We start from the raw sequence: 22,163 nt of genomic DNA on the forward strand, positions 1-22,163 counted from the left end.
TTAAAGGTTACGTGCTAAAAAGTAAGTACTAATCAGTACTGAAAAAATACTAGCGATGGTCGTCAGTGTCTGCGCTGCAGTCTGTCCAGCTCCAATAGACTTACGCTTTAAAGGTTTAACCATAATTAAATCGTTGGGTTGGATATAATAAAACTCCGATTGCATCGCTGCAATATCGGTTAAATCTATATGATGAATTTTTTGACCATTAGGATACTGTCGTACAATTAACACATCTTTACGATCTCCAGTATCTAATATATCCCCTGCATTTGCTATAGCTTCTAAGATATTAACACGATCTTGATACAACACTGTTGTTCCTTTTGTTCCAATTTCTCCTAAAGTGGTATACTTCAACCCCGATAACTTAACAGTTACAAAAATCTTAGCCGTTTCTTTTAAATATTTTTGAAGGATCACTTCCTTTACTTTAGATTCTATTTCATCCGTAGTAAACCCCAACACATTAATTTCTCCTAGAATAGGAAACTCGATATTACCATGTAAATCCACGGTAAACCCTGTATAATATAACTCCTCCTGAGTCGTCCCAATGTCACCACTAGTTGGGTTAAATATTTGAACGAGGTCGTTAATTTCTTTCTTTTCTGCTTTAACGTTAACACTTAATAAATCATTAACCTGAACGCGATACGGAGATACTAAAGCTTGTATTTGTAGAGAGTCGTTAACCACAGTGCCCTTATCTTGAAGATAAACCACATCTTTTTGAGTAATACAAGACGTACTTAATAGACCAAGTACAACGACAATACACACTACAATTTGCTTCATTTTTAGGCGTTTGTTAATTCACAAATATAACCTTTCGTCATGCAAATCAAAACATTTATCGGTGTTTTTGGTATATACACGTAGTATATCAAACCCAAACCGCTTCTTAATGTAATTGCTTTTATTTTTACTACTCTAAAAAACAACTTTTTACTTTTCACTTTCTACATTTCACTTAATATTAACCATCTTTGTAAAAAAAATATCCATTGAATTATCTAACAGTAGAAAATATCGCTAAATCTTATGGCGAATTAACATTATTTGAAGGCCTTTCTTTTAGTGTGCATAAAGATCAAAAAATTGCATTTGTTGCAAAAAACGGAACCGGAAAAACCTCTATTTTAAATATGTTAGCTGGTTTTGATGCGCCAGATACTGGAAATATTATTTACAGAAAAGATATAAAAGTCGCTTTTTTACCTCAAGATCCTAAACTAGATCCAACCTTAACTATCGAGGAATCGATCTTTAATTCTGACAATCCTATTTTAGATGTCATAAAAAATTACGAAAAAGCACTATTAAATCCTGAAGATGAAGATGCCTATCAAAAAGCATTTGAACAAATGGATAGAAATAATGCTTGGGACTTTGAAACGCAATACAAGCAAATACTTTCTAAATTAAAATTAGATGACTTAAATCAAAAAGTAAGCGTGCTATCTGGAGGTCAAAAAAAACGTCTTAGTTTAGCTAATGCCTTAATTAATAAACCAGATTTACTAATTTTAGATGAGCCGACTAACCACCTTGATTTAGAAATGATCGAATGGTTAGAAGCCTTTTTTGCCAAAGAAAACATCACTTTATTTATGGTGACCCACGACCGGTTTTTTCTAGAGCGCGTGTGTAACGAAATTATAGAGTTAGATCATGGCGAATTATATAACTACAAAGGAAACTACTCTTACTACCTAGAAAAGAAAGAAGAGCGTATAAACAGAGAGCAAGTCGAAACAGGGAAAGCAAAACAGCTCTTTAAAAAAGAATTGGTTTGGATGCGTCGCCAACCTAAAGCACGTACTACTAAATCTAAATCTAGAATTGACGATTTTACCGAAATTAAACATAAAGCTTCCCAACGTAGAAACGATCATGTTATCGAGCTTGAGCTTAATATGGAACGTTTAGGAAGTAAAATTGTCGAGTTAGTCAAGCTATCTAAATCATTTAAAGACAAAATGATATTAGACTCATTTGATTACAACTTCCAACGCGGAGAACGTGTGGGGATTATCGGTAAAAACGGAACTGGAAAGTCTACTTTTCTTAACATGTTAACCCAAACCATACAACCCGATAGTGGTAAAATTTTAATTGGAGAAACGGTCAAGTTTGGATATTACACCCAAGCCGGTATTACCCCAAAACCAAACCAAAAAGTTATTGACGTTGTTAGAGATTTTGGAGATTATATTCCATTAAAAAAAGGACGACAAATTAGTGCACAGCAATTATTAGAGCGCTTTTTATTTGATAGAAAAAAACAATATGATTTTGTCGAAAAACTAAGTGGTGGAGAACGTAAGCGTTTGTATTTATGTACGATCTTAATACAAAACCCAAACTTTTTAATTCTGGATGAGCCGACTAACGATCTAGATATTGTTACCTTAAATGTATTAGAATCTTTCTTATTAGATTTCCCAGGTTGTTTGATAGTCGTGTCTCACGACCGTTACTTTATGGATAAAATTGTAGATCACCTACTCGTGTTTAAAGGTGAAGGTCAAGTTGAAAATTTTCCAGGTAACTATTCTGATTATCGCAGTTACGAAGACAGTAAAGCGCCAGAAAGCGACAAGAATACTGATGATAAAAAAGAAAAGAAAGACTGGAAAAAAGATAGCAATAAAGTCACTTTATCATACAACGAACAGAAAGAATATAAGAATTTAGAAAGTAAAATAAAAGCCTTAGAATTTGACAAAAAAGAAATAGAACAAAAATTTCTAAATCCAGATTTAACGCAAGATCAAATTAAAGACCTGTCTGCTAAAATTCAGAAAATCATCGATTCGATTGAAGAAAAAGAAATGCGTTGGCTAGAATTAACTGAGAAAATGGAAGCGTAATTTAATCGCCATTCTACTTAACAAATTCAGTCTCCTCTTCAACTATAAAGAAGAGACTGAATTTTAATTTTCCTAATACGGAAATGACAAGAAAGAAGCGTTTGAACCAACATCAAAATGAGTAAGACCTACCAAATACAATCCTACTTTAATTTCCTAAAACGCTCCACCAATCAGCATGGTGTGCACTCCCCTTTTGTTTATGATTTGGTGACGAAGTGTTTTTATGACAAAAAAAAGTACCCCGCTTACCAAGACATAAAAGCCTACAGACAACAATTATTAAGTAATACAGCTTCTCTTAAGGTTACCGACTTAGGAACAGGCAGTCAAGTGTTTAAAACCAATAAAAGATCTATTTCCAAAATGGCTGCGGTTGCTGGCTCTAGCTATAAAGATGCTAAGTTATTATATAGACTAACGCAATACTTACAGTGTGATTCCATTTTAGAACTCGGCACATCTTTAGGTATTGCCACGCAAGCATTAGCATTAGGACATCCTAAAGCAACACTTACCACTATTGAAGGTTGCCCAAACATTTCGGCAGCAGCCAAAAACACCTTTAAAACATTCGATTTAAATCACATCGACGTTGTAACCAATGATTTTAGAGACGCCATCAATAGACTACAAACTAACACTTATGATTTAGTTTATTTTGATGGGAATCATCAAAAAGAACCCACCTTGCAGTATTTTGAAGCTTTACTTCCAACAATCACTAACGACTCGCTGTTTATATTTGATGATATTTATTGGTCAAAAGACATGACAGACGCTTGGAATATGATTAAACAACACCCTAAAGTCACCGTAACTATTGACACTTACAACTTTGGTTTTGTATTTTTTAGACAAGAACAAGCTAAAGAGCATTTTACCATTAGATTATAAACTATTCGTTTTACTTAAAATAAAACGACGTTAAAAAAATATAACTATATTTAGCCTCTTCTAACCAAAAACCAACCAAAACATGGATAAATACTACGCTCCTTCGGGAAAATTTGACTCAAAAGCAATTCTTTATTTTATTCTAATCTCAGTAATAGCAATGCCTCTTTTAGGTCTAGCCTACTCGTATGCCATTTGGTATATTCCTATTATTTATCTTAATTTTATTATTGCAGGAGCTATTGGTTTTACAATAGCTTGGCTAGTCTCTAAGTATGTTATTAAAATAGGAAAAGTAAGAAACAAAACACTTGCCATAATTTTTGCGCTTTTAGCAAGCAGCATTGCACTATATTCTGCGTGGGTTGTTTGGGTCGATTTAGTCCTTAATATAGGAGAAAGTTACGGAAACTCAACAATAGGAATAGCAGCAAGTAATGTTGACATCAATCAATTATACGTTTTAGCCACCAACCCATTAACCTTATTTGAAATAATAGCTAACATAAACGAATACGGTACTTGGGGTATAAAATCCGCAACCGTTAGTGGGACTTTTTTAACAATAATCTGGATTTTAGAAGTCGTTCTAATTATTGGGGTAACATTACTTTTAACTAACGGTTCCAGAGTGCCCTTTTGCGAATTATCTAACAAATGGTTTGACTCTAAAAACCTACCTGCTTTTGATGCAATAGACAATGGTCCTGAATTAATCAAAGCTATTGAAAATGGAAACCCAACCGCTTTTAATTCATTAACATTAGCTACAAAAGCTGATCAAGACCATAGCGTGTTTACGTTATACTCTTCATCTAATAACGAAAATTATCTAACGATAAATAACAAGAAAGCAAAGTATAATAAAGAAGGTGCCCTAAGTTTTGATGACACCTTACTTGTCGAAAATATTTATTTAAACAACGAATTAAAAGACAAATTAGTAAACTTCAAACCAGCAACACAACCAATTGTAGATAATGAAGAGACTTTAGAAGAACCTCAAATAATTACGGAATAAAACTATTATTTAACATTAAATTCTAATTAAGTTTTTCTGTTTTATTCTTTTTACTTTTAACTTGCATTACATGAAAATATATACCAAAACAGGAGATAAAGGTACCACTGCTTTATTTGGAGGCACACGTGTACCAAAGCACCATATCCGTATTGATAGTTACGGCACCGTTGACGAGCTAAACTCGTACATTGGTTTAATAAGAGATCAGGACATCCACCAATTATATAAAGACATCTTAATTATTATTCAAGATAAATTATTTACTGTTGGTGCAGTATTAGCAACAGATCCAGAAAAAGCCGTTCTAAAAAATGGAAAAGAGCGTTTAAATATTAATAAAATCTCGGACGAAGACATTGCCTTACTAGAACGAGAAATGGATGCCATGAACCTTGATTTACCACCTATGACACACTTTGTGTTACCTGGCGGACATCAAACGGTGTCATTCTGTCATATTACCAGAACCGTCTGTAGACGAGCAGAACGCTTAGCATCAGCACTTAACGATTTAGAACCTTTTGAAGCCAACACCTTAACGTATTTAAACAGACTTTCTGATTATCTTTTTGTCTTGGCACGAAAGTTGTCCCATGACTTACAAGCAGACGAAGTAAAATGGATTCCGGAGAAAACGTAATCACTTTTATAAAGCGCTGTGATTACTAATACTGCAAAACACTTTAGTATCAAGTAGTTCCCGTTTTGAAGACGTTCTTTTTTTTAATGAAAAAATAATTCACTTTTCTCTTGACTATTAGAACAAAAAATTTACTTTTGCAAAAATTAAATCCTATTAAGAAATGTATTGGACACTAGAATTAGCATCTTATTTGAGTGATGCACCTTGGCCAGCAACTAAAGATGAGCTTATTGATTACGCCATTAGAACAGGTGCTCCTTTAGAAGTTGTAGAAAACTTACAATCCATAGAAGACGAAGGTGATTCGTACGACTCTATCGAAGAAATTTGGCCGGATTATCCAACTGACGAAGATTACCTCTGGAATGAGGACGAATATTAATAACACACAAATAGTATCAAAAAAAGTCTCAATTAGAGACTTTTTTTGTGCTTTAAAATTTAGCCGAATGCCGCTAAAAACGTATATTTAAGCCCTTTTTCAAAAGAGCACAACACATAAAGTATTGAAAGCCTTTGCACTGCAGAGTATTTCACATTAAATAAAAAATAAAACTATGAGTTTTTTAAATTCCGTACTAAAAGTATTTGTTGGCGACAAGTCTAAACAAGACGTTAAAGCCATCACACCTATAGTAGACAAAATTAAAACCTTTGAACAGGCTTTGATAGCCTTGTCACATGATCAATTAAGAGCTAAAACAGCCGAGTTTAAAGCTATTATTGCTGAAGCACGTCAACCGTTTAACTCCAAAATTGAAACCCTTCAAGCTGAAGCTGAAACGACTGAGGATATTGACAAACGTGAAGATATCTATCAAGCTATTGATAAAATTAAAGAAGACTCTTACACTGCTACCGAAGCAACATTAAACACGATTTTACCTGAAGCCTTTGCTGTTGTTAAAGAAACAGCGAGACGTTTTAAAGACAATACAACCATAACAGTAACTGCTAACGAGTTTGATAGAAATCTTTCTGCAGATAAAGATTTTGTAACTCTAGAAGGTGACCAAGCCACTTGGTCTAACTCTTGGGATGCTGCAGGTAAAGCTATTACTTGGGACATGGTACACTATGATGTACAACTTATTGGTGGTGTTGCAATGCACCAAGGTAAAATTGCAGAGATGCATACTGGAGAAGGGAAAACATTAGTAGCGACGCTTCCTGTTTATTTAAATGCACTAGCCGGTAAAGGTGTGCACTTAGTAACAGTAAATGACTACTTAGCAAAACGTGATAGCGCCTGGATGGCGCCAATATTTAACTTTCACGGGTTAAGTATTGACTGTATCGATTATCATCAACCTAATAGTGATGCGCGTCGTAAAGCATACAACTCTGATATTACTTACGGTACCAATAACGAGTTTGGTTTTGATTACCTACGTGATAATATGGCACATGCTACAGGAGATTTAGTACAACGTCCGCACCACTACGCCATTGTAGATGAGGTCGATTCTGTATTAATTGATGATGCCCGTACGCCATTAATTATTTCTGGTCCAATCCCAAAAGGTGACGAGCACGAATTTACAGTGCTTAAACCAAAAGTAGACGATATTGTTAGTATCCAACGCAAGTATTTAACTCAGGTTTTAGTTGAAGCTAAAAAATTAATTGCAGAAGGCGATAGTAAAGAAGGTGGTTTCAAACTATTACAAGTTTACAGAGGTATTCCTAAAAACAAAGCTTTAATTAAGTTTTTAAGTGAAGACGGTGTAAAACAAATTCTTCAGAAAACAGAAAACTATTTCATACAAGATAACAATCGCGAGATGCCTAAGGTTGATGCTGATTTGTACTATGTTATTGAAGAAAAAAACAATCAAATTGAATTAACGGACAAAGGGGTTGAATACATCTCTGGAGCAGATAATCCTGATTTTTTCGTCATGCCAGAAATTGGTATCGAAATTGCTAAAATCGAAGCTAAAAACTTATCTACTGAAGCCGAAGCTGAAGCTAAAGAAGATTTATTTAGAGATTTTGGAATCAAATCAGAACGTATTCATACGCTTAACCAATTACTTAAAGCCTATGCTTTATTTGAAAAAGACACACAATATGTGGTCATGGAGAATAAAGTAATGATTGTCGACGAGCAAACAGGTCGTATTATGGATGGTCGTCGTTATAGTGACGGATTACACCAAGCCATAGAAGCTAAAGAAAATGTAAAAATTGAAGATGCTACGCAAACTTTTGCAACGGTAACGCTTCAAAATTACTTTAGAATGTACAAAAAACTGTCAGGTATGACAGGTACAGCAGTAACGGAAGCTGGAGAATTCTGGGAAATCTATAAATTAGATGTTGTCGAAATTCCGACTAACAGACCAATTGCAAGAGATGATAGACAAGATTTAGTGTACAAAACTAAACGTGAAAAATACAATGCAGTTGTCGATGAAGTTACAAAACTATCACAACAAGGACGTCCAGTATTAATTGGAACAACGTCTGTAGATATCTCTGAATTATTAGGTAAAATTTTAGCACAACGTAAAGTACCACACAACGTATTAAACGCCAAGCAACATAAAAAAGAAGCAGAAATAGTTGATCAAGCTGGTAAGCCAGGTCAAGTCACTATTGCAACAAACATGGCTGGTCGTGGTACGGATATTAAATTATCTGAAGAAGTTAAAGCCGCAGGTGGTTTAGCAATTATTGGTACAGAACGTCATGATTCACGTCGTGTAGACCGTCAGTTAAGAGGTCGTGCTGGTCGTCAAGGAGATCCAGGAAGCTCTCAATTTTACGTCTCTTTAGAAGACAACTTAATGCGTTTATTTGGATCGGAGCGTATCGCGAAGATGATGGACCGTATGGGATTAGAAGAAGGTGAAGTGATTCAGCATTCTATGATTTCTAAATCTATTGAGCGTGCTCAGAAAAAAGTTGAAGAAAATCAATTTGGAGTACGTAAGCGTTTATTAGAGTATGATGATGTCATGAACTCGCAACGTGAAGTTGTTTACAAACGTCGTTACAATGCCTTATTTGGAGAACGTCTACGTGTCGATTTAGCCAACATGATTTATGATACTTCAGAAGGTATTGCAGAATCTAATAAAGGTGCTGGTGACTTTAAAAACTTCGAGTTTGAATTAATTAGATTCTTCTCTATGTCGTCTCCAATTACTGAAGCTCAATTTAATAAAATGTCAGCTTTAGATATTGCACAAACCATTTACAAAGCAGGTTTTGAGCATTATAAAGAAAAAATGGAGCGTAATGCAGAAATTGCATTCCCGGTTATTCAAAATGTATACGAAAACCAACGTGACCAGTACAAACGTATTGTCGTTCCTTTTACGGATGGTGTAAAAAATATTCAAGTAGTCACCGACTTAGAAAAAGCATACCAAACTAAAGGAAAACAACTAGTAACTGATTTTGAGAAAAACATATCACTAGCCATTATTGATGATGCCTGGAAAACCCATTTACGTAAAATGGACGAACTTAAGCAATCTGTACAACTAGCCGTTCACGAACAAAAAGACCCGCTATTAATCTACAAATTTGAAGCTTTTGAGTTATTTAAAGCAATGATTGATCAGGTTAATAAGGAGGTTATTTCTTTCTTATTTAAAGGAGAATTACCTACTGAAACGACTAACGCCATTAGCGAAGCTAAAGACGTCCGTCAAAAGGATAACTTACAAACACAAAAAGAAGAAATTCAAAACTTAGACGAACGTTCTGCACAAAACAGAGCAGCATCTAACACACAACCTCAACAACAAGTAGTAGAAACGATTGTTAGAGATCAGCCAAAAATTGGTCGCAATGATAAAGTAACGATCAAACACATTATTACTGGAGAAAACAAAACGGTTAAGTACAAACAAGCTGAGCCTTTAATTTCAAAAGGAGAATGGGTCATCGTTAACGATTAAATTAACACCTACTTTGTAGGATCCGCTTATATCAAAATCTCGATACTAATTAGTATCGAGATTTTTTTTGGTCACAACACGACTCTTTACCGTAATTAAATCACCTGCCAATCTATTACAGTAACGACATAGTTATTTTTATTTTGTAAATTGAATGACTAACCAACTCCTTTATTGAGTACTAACACTTAATATCATGCTAAAAAATACAATTGCCACCATTGTTGGATTTATAGTTGCAGCTACTGTCGTTTACATCATAGAAACGCTTTTAGGTCATGCCCTTTTCCCTTTACCAGAACATATAGATCCAAATGACCTATCCTCGATAAAAGCAAATCTACACTTGATACCAATAGGCGCAAAACTATTTGTTATTCTAGCACATTTTTCTGGCATTATAGCTGGTATGTTAATCGCTGGTCTGATTTCTAAAACCAGCATGATTCCTGCTTACATCGTTGGTGGATTACTAGTTTTAGCAACCATAGGCACTATAATAATGCTACCAAAAGCATTATGGTTTGCGGCATGTGATGGACTACTAGCCATTGCTGCTTTTTACTTCGGCAAATCTTTAGCGTCTAGACATGTTTATGGTGTATTGGTATAAATAAAAGCAACCACTCCCCCATGTCCTTTAAAGTTTATGAAAACTTACTATTTAATTCCGAAACAATAGCTTGCATTTTTATGTTTTTTGCTTTCTTCTCTAAAAACACAGCAGGTACGACTCTAACTTTGCAATCTTTTATCGCACAACGCTCGCAAGTCACCCCAACGTTATGAGTAATAATTTTTGGATCATTTAAAAAATTAAGTTTACGCTGTAACTGCTTATTAATTAATAACCCAACCGTTATACTCCTATGATGCTTATCCCTAAACGGATCTTTAGTTGCAGAAGAGAACACCAAATACTTAAAACCATCATCTGGATAGTTAGAAATCTGAATATCAAATTCGTGTTCACTTTCACCTTTACTAATATCTTTTAGTTTTTGCAAAGACACCCAGCGTCTACAATAATGCTCATTAGTCTCATTAGCATGAGGAGATTGTTGATGTGATAAATGCAATTCTTTTTTCAAATAAAAGCGATCACTTTTAGCTTTGTGCGTAAATCTTAAAAAAAACAAATTCTGAATATTAAATGCCTTTGGCAAAATATTAGTCAGACGTTGATAAAAAGATTCTGGAGACGCATTAAAACTATCGATGGCTTCTAAAAACAAATCGGTATCAAAGGTGTCTTTTTCAAAAACGGTACTTAACTGTGCTTTAATTTTAGCATTTGGTATCACTAAGGCTCCAGCAAAATAAGAGGCATAAAAATTATTTAAAACCTGATCAAACGTGTCAAATTTAATCCAAGGAAACGTATATAAACGGTCTTCTATTTCCAAAAAATTATAAGCCAATTCTTTAGCGTAAATAAACGTACGTTGGGCTTCGTCAATTTCATTAGCAAGCAATAGTGTTTTCGTTTTAGGTACAAAAAGCGTTCTTAAATTACCCAAAGCTTCATACTGACTTAATTCATTACACGCAATAGTATACCCATATTCTTCCACGAGTATCTCTTCTAAATCTGCAGACGTAATCGTTTCATTTAAATTAATTTGATAGGCTTTTGCAAACTTTAATACGCTATCCTCTAAATCTTCAAAGTAATTATTATTCGCCTCCTGAAAAGAACGTACAGAAGCCAAATAAAAACTCTCTTTACTAAAATTATAATGTTTTGCAATTTTAATAATGGTACTAATAAAGGCATTGACTTTAGCTGGCGCATTGGCCACAATATCAATCAAGTTACTCTCTTTTATTCCAAATAATTCTAAAGGAATTTCTTTTAAAATCTTAGACTGCAACAAGTCGCCAATTGGCGCTAAATTTTTATCCAATTTTAAAGACACCATTTGATCGTATGGCACATCTAATTTTTCTGAAAGAATAGCAATTTTATCAGGTTTAGGATATTTTTTCCCATTTTCTATTTCGTTTAAATACGACTTAGACAACCCCGAAAGCTTAGACAATCCAAACAATGATAATTTTTTGTCAGTCCTTATCTGCTTTAGCTTTAAGCCGAATATCAGTTTTATATAATCTTCTTGCATAATAGCAAATATACGCTTTTCTGCGAATATTCAATTTCAGCGAAAAACAACATTTAGCGAACGTTCGCTTGTTTTTCTAAAATCTTTGTTATACTATTGTCATATAAAATCATAACATCATGGAAAACACGCTTTTAAAAACCCCTCAGATTACATTCTCAAAAGACGTCACTAATTACTATCCTGAAATATTAACGGATGACGCGCTTGCTTTTCTATCTGCACTTCATGAAAAATTTAATCCTGAACGCTTAGAATTATTAAAAAGACGCACCAATCAACAACAGATTTTTGATAGTGGCCAATTCCCAGAATTCCCTAGAGAAACAAAAACTATTAGAGACACCGATTGGACAGCTGGTAATATCCCACATGATTTACAGGATCGTCGTGTAGAGATCACAGGACCAGTGGACAGAAAAATGATTATCAATGCTTTAAATTCTGGTGCCAAAACATTTATGGCAGATTTGGAAGATAGTAATGCCCCTACTTGGGATAATGCTATCTCAGGGCAACAAAATCTAATAGATGCCAACAATAAAACAATCTCGTTAACGGATACCAAAAGAAATAAATCTTATACACTAAATCCTGACACTGCTGTTTTATTAGTAAGGCCAAGAGGATTACATTTAAACGAAAGACATATTACCATCAACAACGAAGAGGCTTCTGGGAGTTTAGTCGATTTTGGGTTATACGTATTTCATAACACGAAAATACTATTAGAAAATAATACCGCACCTTACTTTTATCTTCCAAAATTAGAACATTATTTAGAAGCACGCTGGTGGGATACTGTCTTTACTTTTGCTGAAGACTATTTAAAAGTGCCTCATGGTACATTTAAAGCAACCGTTTTAGTAGAAACAATTACCGCGAGCTTTCAGCTTGACGAAATAATTTTTGAACTTAAAGATCATATTGTTGGCTTAAACTGTGGCCGATGGGATTACATTTTCTCCTATATCAAAAAATTTAGAAACCATCCCAATTTTGTAGTCCCAAATCGTGACCAAGTGACTATGACTTCTCCATTTATGGATGCCTATTCTAAATTAGTAATTCAACGTTGTCACAAAAGAGGCATTTTAGCTATTGGAGGCATGGCCGCACAAATACCTATTAAAAATGATGAATATGCTAATATAGCGGCTCTAGAAAAAGTTAGAAAAGATAAAGAACGTGAAGTTAAAAACGGACACGATGGCACTTGGGTGGCACATCCTGCCTTGGTTGCTGTAGCCATGAGCGAATTCGATAAGCACATGCCAACACCAAACCAGTTGCAAGTCACACGTGATGATGTGATTATAACCGAACAAGATTTAGTAGAAATCCCCAAAGGAACGGTTACCGAAGCCGGCATACGAAAAAATATAAACGTTGGTATTCTATATACTGAAGCTTGGTTAAGAGGCTATGGTGCTGTCGCGCTTTATAATTTAATGGAAGATGCCGCTACTGCGGAAATTTCTAGAACACAAGTTTGGCAATGGTTAAAAAACGAAGTGATTCTTGAAGATGGACGACCGTTTAATTCCGATTTATACCAAGCCTTATTTAATGATGAAGTTGAAAAAATCCTTACCGAATATGGTGAAGACACAATTAAAAACACAAAGTTTAAACTAGCCATCTCATTATTTAACCAATTGGTAACCGCCGAAACCTTTGAAGAATTTTTAACGCTTCCCGCTTACCAATACCTATAAAAAAAATCCTGCGATTGCTGTAACAATCAACAGGATCTAATTATTAATAATAAATAACATAGTACAAAATTATGAAAAATTTAGCACAAACAAATTATAGTTCGGCTTTAGACACTGTTAAAAATCTAAAAGCTAAGTATGGTAACACCTGGAATGCCATCCGTCCAGAAAGTGCAGCGAGAATGGCAACACAAAATCGTTTTAAAACAGGATTAGACATCGCTAAATATACGGCTAGCATTATGAGAGAAGATATGGCTGCTTATGATGCTGACCCTTCTAACTACACACAATCATTAGGCTGCTGGCACGGGTTTGTCGCCCAACAAAAAATGATTGCCGTAAAAAAACATCATAAAACAACAAGTAAACGTTATTTATACCTTTCTGGATGGATGGTTGCTGCCCTACGTTCAGAATTTGGACCATTACCAGATCAGTCTATGCATGAAAAAACGGCAGTACCGAGTTTGATTGCAGAGATCTATGATTTTTTACGTCAAGCGGATGCTATAGAATTAAATGACCTATTTAAAAGACTAGAAAACGGAGAAGATGTACAAGATTTAATTGATAATTACGAAACACATATCGTACCAATTATAGCTGATATTGATGCTGGTTTTGGTAATGAAGAAGCGACCTATTTACTAACCAAAAAAATGATTGAAGCTGGCGCTTGTGCCATTCAAATTGAAAATCAAGTGTCTGACGCAAAACAATGTGGGCATCAAGATGGTAAAGTAACGGTACCCCACGAAGATTTTATTGCAAAATTAAACGCTATTAGATATGCGTTTTTAGAATTAAGTGTAGACGATGGAGTTATTGTAGCTAGAACAGACTCTGAAGGCGCAGGATTAACCCAAAAACTACCCGTAAGTCAAGAACCAGGTGATTTAGCCTCTCAATATTTAGCTTTTGTTGAAGCTGAAGCTATTGATATTACAGAAGCCAAAGAAGGTGATGTGCTACTAAAAAGAGATGGTAAATTAGTACGTCCAGTACGATTAGCTAACGGGCTTTATAAATTTAAAGAAGGCTCTAATATAGACCGTGTCGTTTTAGATTGTATTACAAGTTTACAAAATGGTGCCGATTTATTATGGATTGAAACACCAACACCTAATGTAAAGCAAATTGCACATATGGTTAATCGTGTAAAAGCAGTCGTACCCAATGCTAAATTGGTATACAATAACTCGCCGTCATTTAATTGGACTTTAAATTTCCGTAATCAAGCCTATGAAGCTATGCTTGCTGAAGGAGAAGACGTAACAGCCTATGACAAAAACAATTTAATGGCTGCTGAATATGACGCCACCCCTTTATGTTTGCGTGCAGACCAAAACATTAAAACATTCCAAAAAGATGGCGCTAGAGATGCGGGTATATTCCACCACCTAATTACATTACCAACGTATCACACCACCGCGTTACACATGAACGATTTAACCAAAGGTTACTTTGGAGACGACGGTATGTTAGCTTACGTAAAAGGTGTGCAAAGAGAAGAGATCCGCAAAGGCGTGTCTTGTGTAAAACATCAAAGAATGGCTGGTTCTGACCTTGGAGATGATCACAAAACATTTTTCGCAGGTGATAAAGCCTTAAAAGCAGGTGGAGAAAATAACACCTCTAATCAATTTGAAAGCAAAACAAATACGACAAAACCAGAACTGGTTTTAGACAAATAAGCTATCATTCTTAAAATAGGGCAACAGACGTATTTGTTGCCTTATTTTAATTAAAATGTCATGTAACATCTCAATTGCTAATACTATGTTTACAACAGCAGACCTGTGGGACGACCACCACGAACACCTTACCTGTGTTGCTCCTATTTTTAAATCTTATGGATCCAAATCAGCATTTTCAGGACAAATAAAAACCCTGAAAGTATTTGAAGATAATACGCTAGTCAGAAAACAATTAGAATCCGACGGAACGGGCCAAGTCCTTGTCATTGAAGGTGATGCCTCAATACGATGTGCTTTAATTGGAGATCAATTAGCGGCTTTGGCTATTCAGAATAATTGGAATGGTATTGTGATTAATGGTTGTATTCGAGATAGCGCCCTAATTAACACAATGGACATCGGAATAAGAGCTTTAAACACTTCGCCAGTAAAAAGTATAAAACAAAATAGTGGACATAGCACTATCTCAATTACATTTGGAGGCGTTATTTTTATACCAAAACACTATATTTATGTAGATTTAGATGGTATACTAATAAGCAAACACTATTTAATTAAATAATAAAGTAATGAAAGGCAGAAAACTACTTATGATTCCTGGTCCTATAGAATTTGAACCAGACGTATTACACGCTATGAGCATACCAACAACCAGTCATGTCTCACCAGATTTTATAAACGTTTTTGGAACTAGTTTAGAATTAATGCGCGATGTTTGGAAAGCTCCAAAAGGACAACCATTTATTATAGCAGGAACAGGGACATTAGCGATGGATATGGCAGCTGCCAACCTTATAGAACAGGGTGATCACGTGTTAATAATTTCTTCTGGCTATTTTGGGAATCGTTTTAAAGCTATTGCAGAACGCTATGGCGCAAAAACAACTTTACTCGAAGCACCTTTAGGCGAATTGGTCGCTCTTGAAACGATTGAAAAAGAACTTAAAAGCAAACCATACAAAGCGTTAACCATTACACATGTAGATACCTCAACAGGTTTACTAACAGACCCTAAACCCATTGCACAATTAGCTACAAAATACAACACCTTAAGTATATTAGATGGTGTTTGCTCAGTCGCAGGTGAAGCCATCCATCAAGACGAGTGGGGTCTTGACATGGTATTAACCGCTTCTCAAAAAGCTATTGGTGTACCACCAGGACTAGCGCTTCTAATGGCTTCCAAAAAAGCGATGCAAGTCTGGAAAAACAGAAAAACACCTGTCCCAAATTACTATGCAGATTTTAGCAATTGGTTACCAATAATGTATGCTTATGAAGCGCGTCAACCATCCTATTTTGGCACACCAGCAGTCAATTTAATTGTAGCTCTAGAAGTTAGTCTCAAAATTATTTGTACTGAGGGCATAGACCAGCGCGTACACCGTCATCACAATTTAGCGAAAGCATTTAGAGCAGGAATAGTAGCTTTAAACCTAGAGATATTACCTAAAACAAATACTACAACAGCCAATACATTAACCGCTATTTACTACCCAAAAGGCATAAATGGCGCTGATTTAAGTAAACAAATGAGTGCTAATGATATTATAATCGCCGGAGGACTACTCCCAGAACTGAAAGCAAACTATTTTAGAATAGGCCATATGGGATCAATATCATCTAACGATCTCCTAGCTGTGTTAGGTGCTTTAGAGCGGGCATTAATAACTTTAGGACATCCCTTAAAAGCGGGACAGAGTTTACGAGCCTTTCAGGATACACTTCTAAAAAGTAACCTTTAGCCTACTCCATCTAACATCAATGTAATGTACACCATTTACTTAACACAACGACAAGCAGTCTTATTACACTTCTTAAATTTAAAAAAAACATAGTACTCATAATCTTATATTTTAAACAAAAACACGCAAGCACCTCCCTAAAACAACGTTTGTTTGTGTGTTTCAAACTTAAAACAACCAATTTATTCAGATTCTAGCATAGCCTAAAAACTTATACTAAATCTATAAGACAGTACGCATTAGTTAAATATGAAACACATATAAATACTAAAAACGACATTGTAATCTTCCTTTTTTTGATTCGGCTTATATCTCTATTAATTTTTTTCACATATATTTACAGCTAACCATAAAAAACCATAACATGAAAAAAATTAAAGCAGCAATTCTATTTACATTCTTAATTTTTGGTATTACGAGTTCTTTTGCAAAAGGAAAAATTCCATTTGGAAAAAAAGAAGTGATTACCGTTGTGTCTGAATTACCAGATAACGAAATGTATGAAACTGATGAAAACAGTAAAGAATATCTTGATTTAGCAACGATACATGAAGAGTTTAATATTGCTTGGATTTTACCTTTATGGATTACTAAAGAGGCAAAACTTGTATTATACAGTGTTAAATCAGAAACTTACTATGACGTTCCTGCAGATCAAATGGAAGCTATATTAAAAGAAAATAACATTACTGAAGCAGATGTTTTAAAAGTTCCTTTTTACAATAAATATGGTGGTAAAATTGTATTTCTTTTAATTGTTGCTGGAATTATCTGGAGCTATATGGGTAAAAAAGACGATAATGTAGAACCTAAAGAAGTTTAACATGAGTCCATATTTAATCCCGGCTATAGTTTTTTCCTTGGGTATTTTTATGATGTTTTACATGATGAAAAAGAACAAAACCCATATTTCTAATGAAGATATTGATAAAGAAAAACTAAATGTTGATCATTATCAAAAAGAGCTTCTAGACAAAGACTACTCCTATATTAAAAAATGGATGAAAAGTGCACCTATTGACGCCTTTACTTCTGCATCTATACCGTATACTGGTGTCGACAAGGCGAAGGATGTCGGTAAAGATTTATTAAAATCGGCATTGACCTTAGGAACCGTAAAGTATACAACTGTTGAAACGCCTTCTTTTGTAACTTTAAGCGAAGGAAAAATGCATTATTTTAGTACAGATGTAGATGGTGATTTAAAAGAACACTTGATTTTTAATTCAGATCGTTTGAGTCATGCCACCGTTACATTAGAGCCTACTAAAACCGAAGACGTCCTTGCTAACAAGTATCTTTTTACCTTTGATATAGATGGTCAAATAAGTACTATCGAAGTGCATAACACCTTAACTTTTAATGCTGGTGTTTCTTCCATGTTTGGTAGTAGTTATTCTAAAACATTAACCAAAAACAAAGTCGTTGGAGATGAATTTTACACTAAAATTAGTACCCTTTATCCCAACTTAAAAGTAAAAAGCTAATCTTTTAGCATTATAATATTTAAAGCCGAATTTCAATATGTTTTGAAATTCGGCTTTTTGTTTTCTATCCTAGTAATAATAGATCGCTTTTAATTTCTTGTATACTTTAATCGTTCTTTTTATTACTCGTGTGCTCAGCTACGTGCTTAATAACCACTTGACAATGTCCTTTTTTTAAACTAACTTCGTTTCACTTCAAATAGAATTCCTAAAAACGGAATCTTATGTGTTGTACGCACTAAAATAAAATACCATGAACAGAGATCAGTTAGCCAAATTGATAGTGAATCGATTAAATAGCGACAGAGAATTACTCAAACAACAATATGATCAATCAAAAAATAAAATAGGGCATTTTTATATTGACAATATCTTACCTAAAGAAATTGTTGACGAAATTGATAATCAGTTTCCAAACCAAAATAAAATGTCCCTAAAAAAAAGCTTAAGGGAGAATAAATATATAGCGGCTCAAATGAATAAGTACAATCCTATTTTGGAAGAAGCAATATATGCGTTTCAAAATAAAGAGGTGGTTAATTGTATTAAATATATTTGCGGAATAGAAGACCTTCAACCTGATGAATATTTATATGCAGGAGGACTATCTTCCATGAATAAAGATCAATTTTTGAATCCTCATTTGGATAATTCTCATGATAAGGATAGAAATAGCTGGAGAGTTTTAAATTTACTCTATTATGTTACTCCAAATTGGAACGATGGAAACGGAGGTCATTTAGAATTATGGCCTAACGGTCTAAAGAAAAAGCAAATTACCATACATGCTAAGTTTAATCGATTAGTTGTTATGGCTACACATCAATTGTCATGGCATTCTGTAAGCCCCGTATTAGTTGATTCTTCCCGTAATTGTGTATCTAATTATTATTTCTCGAACAATCCTTTACAAGCTAATGATAAATTCCATGTTACAACTTTTAGAGGGCGACCAGAGCAAGTAATTACAAATCAAGTTTTAAAAATTGACTCCTTTTTAAGAATGAATATCCGAAAACTATTTAAGAAAGGAATTAAAGAAAACCCGCATGTATACAAGAAGGAGAATTAACTTTTACTAATCGAGTAAACGACTCCGACTAAAATAGTCGAAATGTGCCTAGCAATAGTACTCAGGAACGTATACGGCGGTTCGTAAATCATCACACCTAAGACTTTTACCCTTGGCATTATCTTCTTATTTAAGCATAGGCTACCACTAGTGCTCCTATGCGAATTTTGAAGAGCATGACGTTCTATCCTTCCTTACCTTGCGAGACCCTATGACGTATTACCTCTGCGCGTTTACTTTAAGTACTATGACCTCTGCTGATTGCTCCATACAGTCAACTCGTAACTTTGGAGATCTCCCTAGATAATGGTATCTTCTTTCACTTAATCACTGCCGTATCCACATAATTACCCTTTTGGTAATTGTTAGGCGTTACAATGATGTGTTTGCTTACCAGAATAATTATGCCTCTATATTCTGGAGTGTCTACTTTTGATGTGCCGATTATATTAAGCTTACAAATTATATATTTAATTTATGGCAAAGAATTATGAAAACGAATTTAAAGTAATGATAGTAGATCTATTAAATTCGGAAATTAAAGACTAAACAGGTTAGTGATGATTACAATTTAAGTTCAAGTATGATTGGTCGTTGGAAACGAGAATACAAACTTAAACCTGGTGTCTAGTTGAGAAGATGTGTAAGTTAGAAAAAACACTTATTATCATTGGTTTAAAAACTGCTAAAATATTTCTAAAAAAAAGTGTAAATCACAACTTTTTTATGTCTCAATTTTTGCTTTTCTCAAACGCAAAAGAAAGTCATTAATGGGATTGAATTTAAAATATTACAACATATGATATATGAGAGCAATGGAAGTTACAGCAGCTAATCCACAGACTGGATAGTAACTTCACTTTTTTAGTTTTTTTTTAATACTAAATTGGTTTAACTTCAAATAGAATTTCTAAAAACAGAATATTATTTGTTGTATGTTAGCTACATTGGTAAAAACATCATCATGAAATAAGTTGACTAAAAAAATTTCTAATTAATGAGTATTACACAACCAATCAAGAATACATTAAAAACAGTATGGCAGGCATGCATCAGCAACACTGCATGGCGTTGGTTTCAGAAAATAATTATATTGACGGTTTTTTCATTAGTAGTCAATCATTTAGCCTCGCAAGATAATTTTATAGATACTGAATCGTACAGATTCCCTATAGAAGGTTTTTTGTCAACTATTATGTTATTTATTCTCATTGGAATTATTACAAATCTTAATTTTAAATTTTACAAGAAAAAGTATTTCTCCAAAAAGATAGAGGTTGTTACTATATTAAGGTTTATGCTCTCCACTTTAGGGTACATTACAATCATGTATATCCCTGTAAATATTATTTTAAATATAATTACAGGCGGACAGACCGAGTTCTATTATTTATTAATTGGCTTGGTAATCACCTTATTATTGAGTTTTATTTTTATAGTTATCTTGTATACCCAAGACCTATACAGTTTGTATACATTATCTATAAAAGATGCGGAAATTACTATTGAAAGCGGCGCAAAAACAACCAAACTTACCTATGAAAATATTGCGTGCTTTTACAGCGAAAACAAAATTGTATACACGGTTCAAAATGATGGCACCACAATTAACACCGATTTTACACTGAAAGAACTTTAAGAAAAATTAAATGATCAATTGTTTTTTAGAGCCAATCGACAAATTATCATTCACAAAGATGCTGTAGACCAAATTGAAAAGATTGAAAATGGTAAGCTAAGTATTCGGTTAAAAGCCTCCATTAAAAACGATGCAATTGCCATAATTAATATCAGTCGTTACAAACGAAAAGCATTTATGAGTTGGTTGCAATAAAAGAAATCAAAAACTACCGACTATTCAGACCTAAATTTATGACCATTCAGTAAAAACAGAGTCATTTAAAGGGGCTTTCAGAGATTTTGTTCATTATTTCGCTTAGAAATTAAACCTAAAAAAATGAACAAAATAAACTTACGTCAAACCTTAATTCCATTAATTACCATTGCAATCATCTGGTTTATATGGTTTGGACCAATCCGTATAAATTATATAGAAAATATAATTATTTCTATAGTAATCATTATAGCGAATTATATAGAATATAAAGGAAAACCATTTTCCGCACTTGGATTTCAACGTGAAAAATTCACAATCAAAAACATCCTCGTACTTGCGCCAATAGTTGCACTAGTTCTCTTTGCTTTTTATGTCTTTGCTGTGGTCCCTGGAATAACAAAACTTACAAGAGTACCTATTGATTATTCAAGTTTTGAGCAATTGAAAGGAAATCTTCCAGCTTGTTTAATTGCTTTAGTAGTAGTGTGGGCTACTGCGGGATTTGGCGAAGAAATTATCTTTCGCGGTTATTTTATGCGCCAATTTGTTAAATTCTTTGGAGAAAGCAAACTTAGTATCGCTATCAATATTATCCTATTGGGTTGTTTTTTCGGTTTTATGCATAGTTACCAAGGCATTACAGGACAACTTGTTGCAGGGTTTGTTGGGGCGCTCTTAGCTCTGATATTCTACTTGCGTAAATACGATTTATGGTTTATTGTTGCAGTACATGGTTTTTTTGACACGTTTGCTTTAATTTGTATTTACTATGGTTTGGCATAGCATTATCAAATGAGAACACTTACAAATTTAATTTACCCAATAAATTTAACTTAAGCTGTACAGTAAATTAAATCGTTTCCTTTTATTCCACAAGTATATAGTGACAATGAATGGGACTCGATTTTTTTTTATTTTTTCAAACTAACTTCATTTCACTTCAAACAGAATTTCTAAAAACAGAATTTTATTTGTTGTATGTTAGCTGTACTATGAAAACACTTATTCAAAATAGAAAAATTTCACTTATACATTGTTGTTTCGTTCCGTTTATATTGATTAGCTTTTATTCCTGCAGTACGCAGCAATCGTATTCAGCTAAAATATCTAAATTTCAACCGTCATTT

18 protein-coding genes and 2 pseudogenes are annotated in these 22,163 nt (G+C 34.0%); 18 read left to right on the plus strand and 2 right to left on the minus strand.

Features of this window, described 5'->3' with window-relative positions; genetic code table 11:
• The gene (locus E9099_RS01370) at window positions 1-798 is read right to left on the minus strand and encodes a polysaccharide biosynthesis/export family protein (RefSeq protein WP_136581959.1); all 798 of its coding nucleotides are present in this window, start codon (window positions 796-798) and stop codon (window positions 1-3) included.
• A 209-nt stretch (window positions 799-1,007) separates the two neighbouring features.
• Between E9099_RS01370 and E9099_RS01375 the strand changes: the two genes are divergently transcribed.
• From E9099_RS01375 to E9099_RS01405, 7 genes are all read left to right on the plus strand, one after another.
• Window positions 1,008-2,876, plus strand: coding sequence for an ABC-F family ATP-binding cassette domain-containing protein (locus E9099_RS01375; protein ID WP_136581960.1), 1,869 nt, complete (start codon window positions 1,008-1,010; stop codon window positions 2,874-2,876).
• 117 nt (window positions 2,877-2,993) lie between these two features.
• Window positions 2,994-3,773 carry an O-methyltransferase gene (locus tag E9099_RS01380; RefSeq protein ID WP_136581961.1) on the plus strand — a complete coding sequence of 260 codons (780 nt, stop codon included), beginning with the start codon at window positions 2,994-2,996 and terminating at the stop codon, window positions 3,771-3,773.
• Between the two features lie 82 nt (window positions 3,774-3,855).
• Entirely contained in the window at window positions 3,856-4,794 is a 939-nt protein-coding gene (locus E9099_RS01385) for a hypothetical protein (protein WP_136581962.1), read from the plus strand.
• Window positions 4,795-4,864: 70 nt separating this feature from the next.
• Window positions 4,865-5,437 carry a cob(I)yrinic acid a,c-diamide adenosyltransferase gene (locus tag E9099_RS01390; RefSeq protein WP_136581963.1) on the plus strand — a complete coding sequence of 191 codons (573 nt, stop codon included), beginning with the start codon at window positions 4,865-4,867 and terminating at the stop codon, window positions 5,435-5,437.
• A 163-nt stretch (window positions 5,438-5,600) separates the two neighbouring features.
• The gene (locus tag E9099_RS01395; RefSeq protein ID WP_006989959.1) at window positions 5,601-5,822 is read left to right on the plus strand and encodes a DUF2795 domain-containing protein; all 222 of its coding nucleotides are present in this window, start codon (window positions 5,601-5,603) and stop codon (window positions 5,820-5,822) included.
• Window positions 5,823-5,997: 175 nt separating this feature from the next.
• Window positions 5,998-9,354, plus strand: a complete 3,357-nt coding sequence (gene secA, locus E9099_RS01400) for a preprotein translocase subunit SecA (protein ID WP_136581964.1) — start codon at window positions 5,998-6,000, stop codon at window positions 9,352-9,354.
• A gap of 196 nt (window positions 9,355-9,550) precedes the next feature.
• The gene (locus E9099_RS01405; RefSeq protein WP_136581965.1) at window positions 9,551-9,967 is read left to right on the plus strand and encodes a hypothetical protein; all 417 of its coding nucleotides are present in this window, start codon (window positions 9,551-9,553) and stop codon (window positions 9,965-9,967) included.
• 34 nt (window positions 9,968-10,001) lie between these two features.
• Here the strand turns inward: E9099_RS01405 and E9099_RS01410 are convergent, their stop codons facing one another.
• Window positions 10,002-11,477, minus strand: coding sequence for a helix-turn-helix domain-containing protein (locus E9099_RS01410; RefSeq protein WP_136581966.1), 1,476 nt, complete (start codon window positions 11,475-11,477; stop codon window positions 10,002-10,004).
• Between the two features lie 119 nt (window positions 11,478-11,596).
• Between E9099_RS01410 and aceB the strand changes: the two genes are divergently transcribed.
• The 11 genes and pseudogenes from aceB to E9099_RS01455 all read left to right on the plus strand — a co-directional run bounded on the left by aceB (window position 11,597) and on the right by E9099_RS01455 (window position 21,819).
• The gene (gene aceB, locus E9099_RS01415) at window positions 11,597-13,195 is read left to right on the plus strand and encodes a malate synthase A (protein WP_136581967.1); all 1,599 of its coding nucleotides are present in this window, start codon (window positions 11,597-11,599) and stop codon (window positions 13,193-13,195) included.
• A 71-nt stretch (window positions 13,196-13,266) separates the two neighbouring features.
• Entirely contained in the window at window positions 13,267-14,892 is a 1,626-nt protein-coding gene (locus tag E9099_RS01420; RefSeq protein ID WP_136581968.1) for an isocitrate lyase, read from the plus strand.
• 85 nt (window positions 14,893-14,977) lie between these two features.
• Window positions 14,978-15,457: a ribonuclease E activity regulator RraA gene (gene rraA, locus E9099_RS01425; RefSeq protein WP_136581969.1), complete on the plus strand. Its 480-nt coding sequence runs from the start codon at window positions 14,978-14,980 to the stop codon at window positions 15,455-15,457.
• A 7-nt stretch (window positions 15,458-15,464) separates the two neighbouring features.
• Window positions 15,465-16,640 carry a pyridoxal-phosphate-dependent aminotransferase family protein gene (locus E9099_RS01430; RefSeq protein ID WP_136581970.1) on the plus strand — a complete coding sequence of 392 codons (1,176 nt, stop codon included), beginning with the start codon at window positions 15,465-15,467 and terminating at the stop codon, window positions 16,638-16,640.
• 364 nt (window positions 16,641-17,004) lie between these two features.
• The gene (locus tag E9099_RS01435) at window positions 17,005-17,463 is read left to right on the plus strand and encodes a hypothetical protein (RefSeq protein WP_136581971.1); all 459 of its coding nucleotides are present in this window, start codon (window positions 17,005-17,007) and stop codon (window positions 17,461-17,463) included.
• 1 nt (window position 17,464) lies between these two features.
• Window positions 17,465-18,127 (plus strand): hypothetical protein, encoded by a 663-nt coding sequence (locus tag E9099_RS01440; RefSeq protein WP_136581972.1) that lies wholly within the window; start codon window positions 17,465-17,467, stop codon window positions 18,125-18,127.
• 253 nt (window positions 18,128-18,380) lie between these two features.
• On the plus strand, window positions 18,381-19,199 hold the full coding sequence (locus E9099_RS01445) for a 2OG-Fe(II) oxygenase (protein ID WP_136581973.1): 819 nt from the start codon (window positions 18,381-18,383) through the stop codon (window positions 19,197-19,199).
• Between the two features lie 477 nt (window positions 19,200-19,676).
• Window positions 19,677-19,824: pseudogene (locus tag E9099_RS19730) on the plus strand (IS3 family transposase); the annotation flags it as partial.
• Window positions 19,825-20,196: 372 nt separating this feature from the next.
• The gene (locus E9099_RS01450; protein ID WP_240788935.1) at window positions 20,197-20,838 is read left to right on the plus strand and encodes a LytTR family transcriptional regulator; all 642 of its coding nucleotides are present in this window, start codon (window positions 20,197-20,199) and stop codon (window positions 20,836-20,838) included.
• A 12-nt stretch (window positions 20,839-20,850) separates the two neighbouring features.
• Window positions 20,851-21,033: pseudogene (locus E9099_RS19425) on the plus strand (LytTR family transcriptional regulator DNA-binding domain-containing protein); the annotation flags it as partial.
• Between the two features lie 123 nt (window positions 21,034-21,156).
• Window positions 21,157-21,819: a CPBP family intramembrane glutamic endopeptidase gene (locus E9099_RS01455; RefSeq protein ID WP_136581974.1), complete on the plus strand. Its 663-nt coding sequence runs from the start codon at window positions 21,157-21,159 to the stop codon at window positions 21,817-21,819.
• The last annotated feature ends 344 nt before the right edge of the window (window positions 21,820-22,163 follow it).

The sequence above is a fragment of the Psychroserpens sp. NJDZ02 genome (genome assembly GCF_004843725.1).
In the GTDB taxonomy this organism is placed as follows: domain Bacteria; phylum Bacteroidota; class Bacteroidia; order Flavobacteriales; family Flavobacteriaceae; genus Olleya.

What these genes read in the sequence shown, in the direction of transcription:
- E9099_RS01370 (WP_136581959.1), bottom strand. Translation starts at nt 798, where the DNA reads ATGAAGCAAATTGTAGTGTGTATTGTCGTTGTACTTGGTCTATTAAGT.
- E9099_RS01380 (WP_136581961.1), top strand. Translation starts at nt 2,994, where the DNA reads ATGAGTAAGACCTACCAAATACAATCCTACTTTAATTTCCTAAAACGC.
- E9099_RS01385 (WP_136581962.1), top strand. Translation starts at nt 3,856, where the DNA reads ATGGATAAATACTACGCTCCTTCGGGAAAATTTGACTCAAAAGCAATT.
- E9099_RS01390 (WP_136581963.1), top strand. Translation starts at nt 4,865, where the DNA reads ATGAAAATATATACCAAAACAGGAGATAAAGGTACCACTGCTTTATTT.
- E9099_RS01395 (WP_006989959.1), top strand. Translation starts at nt 5,601, where the DNA reads ATGTATTGGACACTAGAATTAGCATCTTATTTGAGTGATGCACCTTGG.
- secA (WP_136581964.1), top strand. Translation starts at nt 5,998, where the DNA reads ATGAGTTTTTTAAATTCCGTACTAAAAGTATTTGTTGGCGACAAGTCT.
- E9099_RS01405 (WP_136581965.1), top strand. Translation starts at nt 9,551, where the DNA reads ATGCTAAAAAATACAATTGCCACCATTGTTGGATTTATAGTTGCAGCT.
- E9099_RS01410 (WP_136581966.1), bottom strand. Translation starts at nt 11,477, where the DNA reads ATGCAAGAAGATTATATAAAACTGATATTCGGCTTAAAGCTAAAGCAG.
- aceB (WP_136581967.1), top strand. Translation starts at nt 11,597, where the DNA reads ATGGAAAACACGCTTTTAAAAACCCCTCAGATTACATTCTCAAAAGAC.
- E9099_RS01420 (WP_136581968.1), top strand. Translation starts at nt 13,267, where the DNA reads ATGAAAAATTTAGCACAAACAAATTATAGTTCGGCTTTAGACACTGTT.
- rraA (WP_136581969.1), top strand. Translation starts at nt 14,978, where the DNA reads ATGTTTACAACAGCAGACCTGTGGGACGACCACCACGAACACCTTACC.
- E9099_RS01430 (WP_136581970.1), top strand. Translation starts at nt 15,465, where the DNA reads ATGAAAGGCAGAAAACTACTTATGATTCCTGGTCCTATAGAATTTGAA.
- E9099_RS01435 (WP_136581971.1), top strand. Translation starts at nt 17,005, where the DNA reads ATGAAAAAAATTAAAGCAGCAATTCTATTTACATTCTTAATTTTTGGT.
- E9099_RS01440 (WP_136581972.1), top strand. Translation starts at nt 17,465, where the DNA reads ATGAGTCCATATTTAATCCCGGCTATAGTTTTTTCCTTGGGTATTTTT.
- E9099_RS01445 (WP_136581973.1), top strand. Translation starts at nt 18,381, where the DNA reads ATGAACAGAGATCAGTTAGCCAAATTGATAGTGAATCGATTAAATAGC.
- E9099_RS01450 (WP_240788935.1), top strand. Translation starts at nt 20,197, where the DNA reads ATGAGTATTACACAACCAATCAAGAATACATTAAAAACAGTATGGCAG.
- E9099_RS01455 (WP_136581974.1), top strand. Translation starts at nt 21,157, where the DNA reads ATGAACAAAATAAACTTACGTCAAACCTTAATTCCATTAATTACCATT.